Source organism: Lelliottia nimipressuralis (assembly GCF_004115925.1).
Lineage (GTDB): Bacteria > Pseudomonadota > Gammaproteobacteria > Enterobacterales > Enterobacteriaceae > Enterobacter > Enterobacter nimipressuralis.
Window position 1 is genome coordinate 160,631 of sequence record NZ_SDDX01000002.1, and the last position, 12,560, is coordinate 173,190.

General features: G+C 55.0%; 12 protein-coding genes. 5 read left to right on the forward strand and 7 right to left on the reverse strand.

The genetic code is table 11. The features are described from left to right. Positions 1 to 108: 108 nt before the first annotated feature. Positions 109 to 741: a fimbria biosynthesis transcriptional regulator FimZ gene (fimZ, locus tag ETG88_RS03155; RefSeq protein ID WP_100777328.1), complete on the forward strand. Its 633-nt coding sequence runs from the start codon at positions 109 to 111 to the stop codon at positions 739 to 741. 51 nt (positions 742 to 792) lie between these two features. Here fimZ and sfmF read toward each other — a convergent pair whose 3' ends face one another. The 6 genes from sfmF to fimA all read right to left on the reverse strand — a co-directional run bounded on the left by sfmF (position 793) and on the right by fimA (position 6,811). Next, entirely contained in the window at positions 793 to 1,275 is a 483-nt protein-coding gene (gene sfmF, locus ETG88_RS03160; RefSeq protein WP_233446111.1) for a fimbria assembly protein, read from the reverse strand. 52 nt (positions 1,276 to 1,327) lie between these two features. Beyond that, entirely contained in the window at positions 1,328 to 2,314 is a 987-nt protein-coding gene (gene fimH / locus ETG88_RS03165) for a type 1 fimbria D-mannose specific adhesin FimH (protein ID WP_129034643.1), read from the reverse strand. A gap of 13 nt (positions 2,315 to 2,327) precedes the next feature. Then, positions 2,328 to 4,895 carry a fimbrial biogenesis usher protein gene (locus ETG88_RS03170; protein WP_102104248.1) on the reverse strand — a complete coding sequence of 856 codons (2,568 nt, stop codon included), beginning with the start codon at positions 4,893 to 4,895 and terminating at the stop codon, positions 2,328 to 2,330. A gap of 14 nt (positions 4,896 to 4,909) precedes the next feature. Next, on the reverse strand, positions 4,910 to 5,602 hold the full coding sequence (fimC, locus tag ETG88_RS03175; protein ID WP_123429341.1) for a type 1 fimbria chaperone FimC: 693 nt from the start codon (positions 5,600 to 5,602) through the stop codon (positions 4,910 to 4,912). 43 nt (positions 5,603 to 5,645) lie between these two features. Then, complete coding sequence (gene fimI / locus ETG88_RS03180) at positions 5,646 to 6,191, reverse strand: type 1 fimbrial protein subunit FimI (protein WP_102104249.1); 546 nt, start codon at positions 6,189 to 6,191, stop codon at positions 5,646 to 5,648. A 65-nt stretch (positions 6,192 to 6,256) separates the two neighbouring features. Beyond that, positions 6,257 to 6,811 (reverse strand): type 1 fimbrial major subunit FimA, encoded by a 555-nt coding sequence (fimA, locus tag ETG88_RS03185; RefSeq protein ID WP_100777334.1) that lies wholly within the window; start codon positions 6,809 to 6,811, stop codon positions 6,257 to 6,259. Positions 6,812 to 7,118: 307 nt separating this feature from the next. On the opposite strand from fimA, the gene folD reads away from it, so the two are divergent. The 4 genes from folD to malI all read left to right on the forward strand — a co-directional run bounded on the left by folD (position 7,119) and on the right by malI (position 11,094). Further along, complete coding sequence (gene folD / locus ETG88_RS03190) at positions 7,119 to 7,985, forward strand: bifunctional methylenetetrahydrofolate dehydrogenase/methenyltetrahydrofolate cyclohydrolase FolD (RefSeq protein ID WP_102104250.1); 867 nt, start codon at positions 7,119 to 7,121, stop codon at positions 7,983 to 7,985. Between the two features lies 1 nt (position 7,986). Next, complete coding sequence (gene ybcJ, locus ETG88_RS03195; RefSeq protein ID WP_100777336.1) at positions 7,987 to 8,199, forward strand: ribosome-associated protein YbcJ; 213 nt, start codon at positions 7,987 to 7,989, stop codon at positions 8,197 to 8,199. 295 nt (positions 8,200 to 8,494) lie between these two features. Continuing rightward, entirely contained in the window at positions 8,495 to 9,994 is a 1,500-nt protein-coding gene (locus tag ETG88_RS03200; RefSeq protein WP_100777337.1) for a PTS transporter subunit EIIC, read from the forward strand. A gap of 83 nt (positions 9,995 to 10,077) precedes the next feature. After that, positions 10,078 to 11,094 (forward strand): Mal regulon transcriptional regulator MalI, encoded by a 1,017-nt coding sequence (malI, locus tag ETG88_RS03205; RefSeq protein WP_102104251.1) that lies wholly within the window; start codon positions 10,078 to 10,080, stop codon positions 11,092 to 11,094. 71 nt (positions 11,095 to 11,165) lie between these two features. Here malI and cysS read toward each other — a convergent pair whose 3' ends face one another. Further along, positions 11,166 to 12,551 (reverse strand): cysteine--tRNA ligase, encoded by a 1,386-nt coding sequence (cysS, locus tag ETG88_RS03210; protein WP_102104252.1) that lies wholly within the window; start codon positions 12,549 to 12,551, stop codon positions 11,166 to 11,168. Positions 12,552 to 12,560 lie beyond the last annotated feature (9 nt).

Genomic DNA, 12,560 nt, shown 5'->3' on the forward strand with positions numbered 1-12,560 from the left:
TTTTCCAGGGAATTACCCCCGTATAAGGATCTGCAGAATTATCCTTCCGGCTTACCAGGCACTTTTGCACAGATTGCAATTGCGCTTTCACAACCTGAGGCATAAAAAATGAAACCGGCATCCGTCATCATTATTGACGAGCACCCTATCGTCAGAATGTCAATTGAAGTCCTGCTCCAGAAAAACAAAAGCATTGAGATTAAACTCAAGTCAGGAGACAGCCATGAAGCACTCGACTACATTCGCAATCACCCTATCGATCTGGTGATCCTCGACATCGAATTACCTGGCACAGATGGGTTTTCATTGCTAAAAAGAATCAAGAACTTAGATGACAACATAAAAATTCTGTTTTTGTCTTCCAAATCAGAATCGTTTTACGCTGGCCGCGCCATGCGCGCTGGTGCAAATGGATTTGTGAGCAAAAGAAAAGATCTGAATGATATCTATAACGCCGTGGAAATGTTGCTCTCTGGATATTCCTTCTTTCCCTATGAGACCCTGAGCTTTATAAATCATCAAGGCTCACACCGGGGAGCAATAAATGACATGCCGTTATCAAACCGCGAGGTGACTGTTTTGCGTTATCTGGCCAATGGATTATCTAACAAGGAAATCGCGCAGCAATTATTACTTAGCAACAAAACAATTAGTGCGCATAAGTCCAACATCTACTCGAAATTAGGTGTGCAGACTATTGTAGAGCTGATTGATTATGCCAAAGCGCACGAACTGCTTTAATCTGAAAGTCCTCCCTGAGACTCCAGTGAGTTTCAGGGAGGGTGTTTAGACTTAATTATAATTAATCATAAAGGTCGCATCGGCATCTGCACGCCCCGGCTGGGGATTATTTGCCGTAGCGATATAATTCGCATAAAAATTCAAAACCGCATTTCCCTGCTCATCTACCACCACATCCTGGCTCGCCTGCTGTAATGGCAGACGCGTTTTATCCCGATCGCGTATTTCTACCGCCACATTCGTCGCCTGGCTGGCATCATTTAAGGCCAGCAGTTCTGGGTCCTGCGGATCCGTTTTTCCTGAAAAGGTAATCGACGCCGCACCCGGTGGGCAGCCGGTCAGCTTCAGCGTAAACGGCATCGCCTGGGTTCTGCTGCCCGTGGTACTGAGCTGTTTGGTCGGCCAGGTGCCCAGCGTCACCGATTTGTCGCTGTCGCTCCCCTCAGCCACACAGGTAAAATCGATAATATTGCCGTACAGTTCGATGTTGATTTCGCCCAGTGGGCTTGCCGCCAGCACGCCTTTCACAGGCATAAAGGCTACGGCTACAGCGGCAACTAAAATCCCTATACGCATCGCCCTCTCCTTAATCGTAATCCACGCGAAGATATCCGCGTGAGGTGAAGCGCCCTTCGCTCGGTTTATTCCCGGTGACGCTCACCGGCCAGGCGGTGATCCCAACCACTGCCGAGGCGTTATCATCCAGGCGGAACGGGATCTTGCTGGCGAGATTATTGGGCGTCAGGGGCGTATTGTTCGTGCTGGCGACGATAAAACCGAGATCAGGATTATCAGAAACCAGCGCATTGCCGGACACTTTTTCCGTTTCCACTCGCATAGTCAGGTAGGCGTTGGCCTCCACGTTAGTGCATTTTATGGCGATGGTCTGGGTTTTAGGCGAGACGTTCTGCGGGCGATTTCCCGCCCCGGCCTGGCTAAACTGCGAGGCGCCAATATCGCCAAAATCGAATTCCACCACTTGACCGGCGTTGATGGCGCAGCTCTGCGGCACCTGGATGGTTCCGCTGTAGCTGATGGTGTACACCGGGGTCGTCAGCGGGTCCGATGAGGTGGTCGTGACATAGACCCGGAACATCGTCTGACGCGGGATCTCCACCATATTGATAAACCGGCGCGTCACCTTCAGGCGAAACACCAGATTCGAGTCTTTCACCCCGAAAGGTTGATTTTTAGAGACGTTCGGGTGGCTCCCCATCTGAATAAAATTCTGTGGCGGGTAAAACACGCCAGAGTAGCTGTCGGTGATCTTCATCGCGCCATCCAGATACTCATTCAGCTTCAGATATTTGTAGCCATCAATGGTGCTGGTGATCGGGAAATCGGTCACGTAGCTGCGCTTGGTGGTGTTGCCCGATGTCCCTTTCGGGCAGACCGCGTTGACCCCCACCCACTGGGATTTCTCCGCAAGCGTGACAATCTGCCCAATCTGGTTATTGGAACTATTAAACTTATCCGTCAGATCGTAATAGATATCCGTCGGCACACCGTTTTCGTTAGCACAGACCGTGGCCAGCGCGTGCGCGACAGGAAGCATTACCAGCAGCGCGGCCATCAGGTATCGACTCTTAATCACAGCGAATCTCCTTCATCGTGATTGCCTGTTGCAGGCTCTTTTCAGGCAGGACGTACGGCGCGTGGCACTGGGCGCTGGCGCCGTTGCCCCACTGAACCAGAAGCTCGCCTTTAAGCGGCAGCCCGCTGAGGTAAATTTGCCCGTCATCGCCCACCATGCTGGTGACGCCGCTTCCGGTTTCGCGCACTACGGCACCGAAAGGCACCGGCTGATTGCCGCGCATGACGGTCAGCAGCGCACGAACGCCAATGCGCGTATCAAAGCTGGCACGCACTAGCGCACCGTTGGTCGGCACCACGCTGCTGACGTTGTTTTCGATATCGGTACTGTTGTTCATGGTATTGGTATCCAGCGCCACGCGGTTGTAGCGATAGACCGTGGCGTAAGGCATCACGGCGTAACCCCGCCAGTCGGTTTTCACCCCGGTCTGGTTTTCGACATTCACCCCGGACGCGCCCGGTGCTTTGATTAGCACGTTGGTATCCCCCAGCGGCTGGCTGAAGGTCACACCGTCCGCATGGCCTACAACGCCGCCTGACATTTGCCAGTTCAGATCGTGCTGGTCGCGGGAATAGTTGTATCCGGCCCCGAAGGTGCCGTAGGTGGCCTGCCAGTTTGCGCTGGCGCTGCCGCTTGCACCGTTGGTGCTGGTGTGTCCCTGACTCACGCTGTAGTTCAGGTTTCGATCTTCCAGCAAGGTGCCGCTGACGCCGGTCTGCCAGGTGGTATCTCCGCTGCTGTTGCGGCTGGCAGAGGCCGTGGCGTAGGCGCGATCGAAGGCGCTGTCACGGCGATAACCGTGACGGGTAAACAGGCTGAACGGAACCGACACGTTGAACGAGGCCAGCTTGTCTGTGCCATCAATACCCACCGCCTGATTCCACGACCAGGAGACGGAATAGCTCACGCCCCGCCAGCCGCCGGCATAACCCAGCTGATACCAGACGCTGGAATCGCTGGTTCCCCAGTAGGTTTGCTCGCTGCCCGACACATAGAGCGACCCGTAATCCCCCAGCGACTGGGAAATGTTCACCTGGAAGCGCCCTTTTTTGTTCCACGTCAGATTGTGATAACTCACCACATCCGACACGCCGTTCTCGTCCTTGCTGTCGCTGTACTGGTAACCTTCCATGGCTTTCCACGCCACGTCATCCAGGGTGTAGAACCCTTTGGTGGAATAGCGATAGCCAAGCAGCTGGAAGTTAGTCCCGAATCCGTTCAGAGATTTGGCGTACAGGAAGCGTAAAGATTGCCCTTCGTGGCGACTGTCGTCAGCCAGCTGGCTGCGCGCCTGGGTGACATCGAGTGAAATCGCCCCCCAGTCGCCAAAGTTTTTCCCCGCACCGAGCGCAATGGCGCTGTAGCGCGAGGCGAGCTGGGTGCCGCCATACAGGGTGTAACCGTTGCTCAGGCCGGCAATCAGCGTGCCCTGGGTGAAGAACGGCGTGTCCTGATCGTCGTTGCCGCTGCGGTAATCCCCCGCCACCAGATCGTATTTCATGCGGCCTTCACGCTGTAAGAGCGGCACCGTGGAGTACGGCACCGTATAGCGCTGCGGGTTGCCGTCTTTCTCTTCAACCGTGACCTCAAGGTCGCCGCTCGACGATGTCGGGTTCAGATCGCTGATGGCAAATGCCCCTGCCTGCACATAGCTCTGATAGATGACATACCCGTTCTGGCGGATCACCACTTTCGCTGGGGTGCGGGCGATACCGCGCACGGTCGGCGCGTAGCCCTGCATGCTGTCCGGGTACATGCTGTCAGAGGAGTACATGCGCAGCCCGCGGAAACCGAGGCTGTCGAACACGTCATTGCCGGTGTTGCTGTCCCCGGCCACCAGCTCGCTTTTCAGGGGAATGATTGTCCGCTGGGCGGATGTGCTGATGTTCTGCCACTCGCGATGGCTTTCCCCGTTGCTCTCGGTGTAGCGCCACGCACCGTTGTTACGCAGCCGCCAGGGGCCATAGTTCAGTCCGCTTTGCAGATTCAGGTAGTAGCTGTTGTCGGCGTCATTGCCTTTGTTGCCGCTGAAGCTGTAGTTCAGCAGCAGCGCCGGTATGCCTTCGTCCCATTGATCCGGCGGAATATAGCCGCGCGCGCTGTTTTGCATTGCCACCTGCGGCAGGCTGACGTTCAGGCGCAGCGAGGCAAAATTGAAGCCAATCTCCGAGCCGGGGATCGCCGTCGCCAGCGGAACGCAGGTTTCGCCGGTCACGTTAAGCAGTTCAGGGAAGGCAGTAATGTTGACGCCAAAGCGGTCCAGCATCGCGCGCGTGATGCACGGCGACAGCCCGCCCGCGACCGGAGGTGTATTTTCATCCCCGGCCTCAAAGCGGACATCCTGGGTACCGATAAACTCATCGTTACGCCAGATATCCACGCGATAGGTGCCAGGCGCCTGCTGATGCCCCTGCTCAAAGCGCGACAGATCCGCCACGCCCGCCGTGTCATCAGACAAAAACGCGGGGTTAAAATAGTTCTCAGACCAGGCTATCCCCGGGCAGAGCACCGCCATTATGGCCAGCACACACGGGCGGTAACGCCATCGTGAAGGATTCATCACTGTGACTCTGCTCAAAGACTGACGCGACGCGCGGGAGTAATCGCGCCGTAATCATTCACGCTCTGCCAGGAGAGCGTGCCGCTGGCCCCATCAGGTAGCGCCTGCTGGGCTGAATTCTTCGGCGCAATCATGATATTTTCCAGCTTCTTGCCGCCCAGTTGCAGGTTCACCAGCGTGACGTAATAGGGTGAAGCATTGCTGACTTTCAGGTGATTGCCCGCGCGTTCAAAGCGCAGCTGCGAAAGCGCCTCTTCCGGCGGCATCGCCAGATTTTTTGGTCGCACAAACAGTTTGATACGCGACAGAATCGCCAGCTGCAGAACGTTTTTCCCTTCCAGGTTGGCTTTGTTCACCGAAGGAATGGCCTTCACGTTCATGTAAAACAGGGATTCGCGATCCGTTGGCAGCGGCGGCCCTGCATAGATAATGCGCAGCGTGTTCTCGCTGTCCGGTTCGCTGACAAACAGCGGCGGTGTGACCGCAAAGGTTTTTTCTTTCTGCCCGCGATCGTTTTCAATCCACGCGTTAATTAAATAGCGCTCTTGTTTATTGCTGTTCGTGATCGCGAGCGATGTCTGTTTCGCGTCGGCCGGATAAATCACGCGCGTCGCCCCCAGAGCAATCCCACCGGATGCCTGAACGGGCAGAGAAATCATCATCAAAATAAGCGAAAAGATCAGTCCTGGTTTTATTAGGGAGTTCATCACAACAATACCTTTACTATTAAGTTCGCAGGCGTGTACGACGTTATGGATAAATCAACGTAAACCAGACATCCGACTGAATATTGCCCGGCACAAGGTGTTCTGAAATAGCCCGATAGCGCGCACTGAAATGAAAGTTCAGCTCGGGCGTGTCGATCGGCAGCATATTATTGGCGGTGGCGTTGGGAATAATCTGTCGCTTCTGCGAATCGAAAAGTGCCAGCCCAATCCCGCTACTGACGCGGCTGTTGCCGGGACGGGATGTTGCCAGAAAAACCTGCGGATCTTCAGCGGGCGTGATGCCCTGAAACATCATCCCGACCGTGCGGGAAACATCCACACTGCAATCCACCAGACGCAGGGTAAAAGGCACATCCACCGTCGAAAAACTGCCCACACCGTGAAAGGCGTTGGTGCGATACTGCCCCATCTCCACGCGCAGGCTTTGACTCTCGGGCGCCACGGCGCAACCGCCGTTGACCAGCTCACCTTTGAGATGTACCCGTCCGCCATCCACCACCACGCGGTGCGCCATCACAGGCTGTACGGCAGTAATCGTCAGCAGAAACAGAAGCCCAATTCTGGTCATCCTTAGCCCTCGATGTGGATCAAACTGGCCTCTTCCCTGAGGCCCGGTCTTCCCTGAAAAGCCGATTATTCGTATTTCAAGACGAAAGTGGCGTCCGCGTTCGCCTGACCAGGCTCAGTGGTTGCCGCAGTCGATTTGTAGCGTGCGGTGAAGTTCAGGGTGTTGGTCCCTGCGATCAGCGTTTTCGCTGCGGAGAAGGTTGCACCGTCTGGTGTCAGGGTGCTGGACGCGCTATCCAGGATCTCGATACCAACACCTTTAGCCGTGTTGTCGTTATCGCCTGCGGTTACAGCCAGCAGGGTTTTATCGGTCGCATCAATCTGGCCGGTGAAGGCAACAGCAGCGGTGGCAGCCACTTCTGGATCGCAATCATTCAGTTCAATGTTGAACGGAATATTAGAAGTGGTATCGCCCACTTTCGTGAATTTAGCGGTACGATATTGACCCAGAGTCACGATCTGATCCGCAGATTCAGTATTTACTGCGCATGCCGCATTAACTAATTCACCTTTAAAGTGAACGGTACCGCCATTGACGGAAACGGGATCTGCTGCATGAGCTGCACCCGCAACCAATACCAGCGAAGCAATGACGGAAGAAGCAATATTGCTAAGTTTCATATCTGTTCCTTTGGAATGTAAAAAGCCCTTCCCGGGTTAATTCGGGAATAAAAAACACATTCAATTGCGTAATTGAAAGTTTATTTTGGAAGCAACAAAGTAGCCCACGGACAAATATTAAAACAGGTCAAAACACTGCGATAATTCCAGGCTACATCCTAATTCCCCTTAGGAAAAGACCATTCAATGAGCAGGGTTTAGGGCCTGATTGTGGAAATCTCTCAATGGGTGACTGACAGCGGGCCTCGCTTCTGACAAAATATAGGCAATCCCCCTTTCAAACGTTACAGACGGAATCCTCTCTCTGATGGCAGCAAAGATTATTGACGGTAAAACGATTGCGCAGCAGGTGCGCTCTGAGGTCGCGGAAAAAGTGAAGGCGCGTACAGCGGCCGGAAAACGCGCTCCAGGGTTAGCCGTTGTGCTGGTTGGCAGCAACCCGGCATCGCAAATTTATGTCGGCAGTAAACGTAAAGCATGTGAAGAGGTGGGCTTCGTCTCCCGTTCCTACGATCTGCCGGAAACCACCAGCGAAGCAGAACTGCTTGAGCTGATTGACACCCTGAATGCCGACGACGCGATCGACGGTATTCTGGTGCAGTTGCCGCTGCCTGCGGGCATCGACAATGTGAAGGTGCTGGAGCGTATCGCACCGGATAAAGACGTGGACGGTTTCCATCCGTATAACGTCGGACGTCTGTGCCAGCGCGCACCGCGTCTGCGTCCGTGTACGCCGCGCGGTATTGTGACGCTGCTGGAGCGCTACAACATCGACACCTACGGTCTGAACGCCGTGGTGATTGGCGCATCCAACATCGTTGGCCGTCCGATGAGCATGGAGCTGCTGCTGGCCGGTTGCACCACCACCGTGACGCACCGCTTTACCAAAAACCTGCGTCAGCACGTCGAGAATGCCGACCTGCTGATCGTGGCGGTCGGTAAACCGGGCTTTATTCCGGGCGAGTGGATCAAAGAAGGCGCCATCGTAGTGGACGTGGGTATTAACCGTCTGGAAAACGGCAAAGTGGTGGGTGACGTGGTATTTGAAGACGCCGCCGCGCGCGCGTCTTACATCACACCGGTACCGGGTGGCGTGGGTCCAATGACCGTAGCAACCCTGATTCAGAATACATTGCAAGCATGCGTTGAGTATCACGACGCAGAGGAAGCGTAAGATGGCAACATTTTCATTAGGTAAACACCCGCACGTTGAACTGTGCGATCTGCTGAAGCTGGAAGGCTGGAGCGAAAGCGGCGCACAGGCGAAGATTTTCATCGCCGACGGCCTGGTTAAAGTCGATGGCGTGGTTGAAACCCGCAAGCGCTGCAAAATTGTCGCAGGTCAGACGGTCACCTTCGAAAACCAGAGCATCACCATTACCGCCTGAGTCGCTCAAGGCCCGGCGGCGCTTCGCTTGTCGGGCCAATGACGCGTGGTTGGTACTTGTAGACCGGGTAAGGCATTTCCGCCGCCCGGTATTTTCCCCCTCTCGCCCCCTGATTTCCCCTCAACCATAACGGTTAATTCTCGATCAACTTCAAAGAATCACTATTTCGTTTGTTGAAATGTGAAAATTAAGTTGCACGAATTTCAGGCTTCTCTCACGATAAGTAGAACGTTCTACTAAAACGTTCTACTTACAATAACAGCGCCTCTCAAAGCGCTTCTCGGGGGAAATCAGCATGAGTCTGATATCAGGGTTTGTTAAATCGTTGTCTAAGTTATCGATGATTGGCCGCGCGTTGATGCTGCCAATTTCACTGCTTCCTGCTGCGGGCCTGCTGTTAGCCTTCGGCGATAAATTCCACATGCCGCTGATGATGAACGCCGGTGGGGTCATTTTTGATAACCTGCCGATGCTGTTCGCCATTGGTTCTGCCGTTGGCCTGGCGTCTGAATCCGGGATCGCAGCCCTGTCGGCGGCGGTATCGGTGTTTGTCACTAACATCACCATCGGCACCGTTCTGAGCATTACGCCGGAAATGGCCTCCCAGGGCGGGAAATACGCCATGGTGGTGGGTATTCCGACGCTGCAAATGGGCGTTTTCGGCGGGCTTATCTGCGGTATTCTCGCGGCCTGGTGCTATAACCGCTTCCACACCATGCAGCTGCCGGAGTTCCTCGGCTTCTTCTCCGGCAAACGTTTTGTCGCCATCGCCACTGCGTTTCTGTCATTCGTTCTCGGTTTGCTGCTGCCGTATGTCTGGCAGCATATTCAGGCGGGGATCGATGCCCTGTCGGTGATTGTGAACGGCGATAATCAGGCGGCCTCGACCTTTATCTTTGGTCTGGTTGAACGTGCGTTAATCCCGCTCGGCCTGCATCACATCTGGTATCCGTCGTTCTGGTATTCGTTCGGCGATTACACCACCCAGGCGGGCCAGGTGATCCACGGCGATCAGACAATCTGGTTCAAAATGCTGGAAGAAGGGACCAAATCCTTTAGCAGCGACACTTACCAGAACGCCGGTAAATTCATGCAGGGCGAGTTCCCGCTGATGTTGTTCGCGCTGCCTGCGGCCTGTCTGGCGATGTATCACGAAGCGCACACCAAGAATAAAAAAATCGCCTTCGGTATTCTGTTCTCGGCGGCGTTAACCTGCTTCCTGACGGGCATCACCGAGCCGGTAGAGTTCACCTTTATCTTCGTGGCCCCGATCCTGTACGTCTTTAACGCTATTATGGCGGGTCTGGCCTACATGACTATGTACCTTCTGCACGCTCACATCGCCAAATCCTTCTCTGCGGGCCTGATTGACTACATTTCGTTTGGTATCCTGCCGTCGTTCAACGGCTATCAGACTAACTTCCTCAACGCCGTGATCATCGGTATTCCGATGGCGCTGATCTACTACTTCACCTTCCGCTTCGTCATCCGCCGTTTCGACGTCAAAACGCCGGGCCGCACGGAAGTGACCGCCACCACGGATGACAAAACCGACACCGAAATCGCGACCGAAATCATCGGCCTGCTGGGTGGCGCGAAAAACATCGACTCCGTCGGCTCCTGTATCACGCGTCTGCGTCTGGAAGTGGCGAAGAGTGATGAAGTGGATAAAGACGGGCTGAACGGTCTGGGTGCGCGCGGCGTCGTCTTCGTCGGCGATAACGGTATTCAGGTGATTTTCGGTGCCAGAGCACAGTTTATCGCCCAGACCATGTCCACCATGATCGGTAAATAATAAGATGCCGGACCGGCACGTCTCCTGTAGTCTGGGAGGCGTGTCTTATCTGGCTGATAATCGAGAAATTTCAGGGAGCGAGTTTGAAGAAAGTCAGCATTATTGATGTCGCAAAACACGCAGGCGTATCGGTGTCCACCGTCTCGCTGGTGTTACGTCAGAAAGGGAAAATCTCAGAGGCAACGATTGAGAAAGTCCACGCTGCCATCAATACGCTTGGCTACATTCATAACGTCGCTGCCGCCAATCTTCGCGCCAACACCTCCAATCTTATCGGCCTGATCCTGCGTGATTTCAGCGACAGTTTCTCCATCAAAGTGATGGCGAGCATCGTGCAGGAGCTGGAAAAGCAAGGCTATATGGTTTTCCTCGGGCAGCCGCTTAACGATCACGAGCATCTTGAGCGCTGCCTGCTTTCGTTTAAACAGCAGGGCGTCGCCGGGGTGATCTATCTGGCGTCCGATACACGAACCTCCACGCTTCCGGCGCAAATCCGCGAATGCCCGTTACCGCTGGTCGTGGTCTCCCAGTCCTTGCTGAATGAAACCTGCAATCTGGTGATGCGCGATAATCGCCAGGCGGCGAATCTCGCCACCCGTTATCTGATTGAGCGCGGGCATCGTAATATCGCCTATATCGGCGGGCGGGAAGGCTGTCTGATCCGCGAGCAGCGCCTGCTCGGTTTTCGCAGCGCGATGACGCAATACGGCCTGGTGAACCGCGAAGAATCCGCCCCGGTCTGTAGCGACGATACCCAGGCGGCAGGGTTTATTACCCGTCAGCTGCTGGAAAAAAACAACACCATCACCGCCCTGCTGTGCCATTCGCCGGATGCGATGATCGGTTCGATTTCCGGGATTCATCAGGTCGGGCGTACCGTCGGAAAAGATGTGTTTCTGACGCAGCAGGTCGCGCTGGTCGGGTTTGAAGATATGCTGCATGTGAATCTGACCTCGCCGTCCTTCACCTATGTGTCGTCGGCGAGTGAAGAGACGGGCCGTCAGGCGGCCGGTTTAATGATTCGCAAGCTGAAGGAGCCGGATCTGCAAACGCAGCGGATCACCCTTTCCGGGCAGCTGATCGCGCGGGAGTCGGCCTAGAAATAGCAAAACGCCCGAACATGTCGGGCGTTTTATTGACTGTTTTACGGAATTGACCGGGTAACAGTGACCTACTTACGACGCCAGGTGGTGCCCTGCGGGCCATCTTCCAGGATGATCCCCATTTCGGTCAGGCGATTACGCGCCGCATCCGCCGCCGCCCAGTCTTTCGCCTGACGCGCTTCCAGACGCGCTTTGATCAGCGCCTCAATTTCCGCCACTTCGCCATCGTCCGCCTGTGCGCTGCTTTGCAGGAACACTTCCGGCTCTTGCTCCAGCAGGCCGAGCACCGCAGAGAGTTTACGCAGATGAGCGGCCAGCGCGTTCGCGGCAGCCATATCTTCTGTTTTCAGGCGGTTCACTTCACGCGCCATATCAAACAGCACCGAGTAGGCTTCCGGGGTGTTGAAATCGTCGTTCATCACCTCGATAAAGCGTGCTTCGAACGCATCGCCCCCTGCCGGTGCGACAGATTTGTCGGTGCCGCGCAGCGCGGTGTACAGACGCTCCAGCGCAGAACGCGCCTGTTTCAGGTTCTCTTCGCTGTAGTTCAGCTGGCTGCGGTAGTGGCCGGACATCAGGAAGTAGCGAACGGTTTCCGCGTCGTAATATTTCAGCACGTCGCGCACGGTAAAGAAGTTGCCCAGTGATTTGGACATCTTTTCGCGATCGACCATCACCATGCCGGAGTGCATCCAGTAGTTCACGTACTCGCCGCCGTGAGCACAGGTGGACTGAGCGATTTCGTTTTCATGGTGCGGGAACATCAGATCCGACCCGCCGCCGTGAATATCAAAATGCTTGCCGAGCTGCTTGCAGTTCATCGCCGAGCACTCAATGTGCCAGCCCGGACGCCCTTCGCCCCACGGGGATGGCCAGCTTGGTTCACCGGCTTTGGACATTTTCCAGAGTACGAAGTCCATCGGGTTGCGCTTCACGTCAACGACGTCAACGCGCGCACCGGCCTGCAGCTGGTCCAGATCCTGGCGAGAGAGCTGGCCGTAGTTCGGATCGGTCGGCACCGAGAACATCACATCGCCGTTGTCGGCAACATAGGCGTGACCGCGGGCGATCAGCTTTTCGGTGATATCGATAATTTCATGAATGTGGTGCGTAGCACGCGGCTCGCTGTCGGGACGCAGAATATTGAGTGCATCAAAATCTTTGTGCATCTCGGCGATCATGCGGTCCACCAGCGCGACAAAACTCTCGCCATTTTCATTAGCGCGTTTAATGATTTTGTCATCAATGTCGGTGATGTTACGCACGTACTTGAGCGTATAGCCCAGGAAACGCAGGTAGCGAGAGACCACGTCGAACGAGACAAAAGTACGCCCATGACCGATATGACAGAGATCGTAAACAGTGATACCACACACGTACATGCCGACTTCCCCGGCATGGATAGGTTTAAATTCCTCTTTTTGGCGCGTCAGAGTATTAAAGATTTTTAACATCGAAGATTC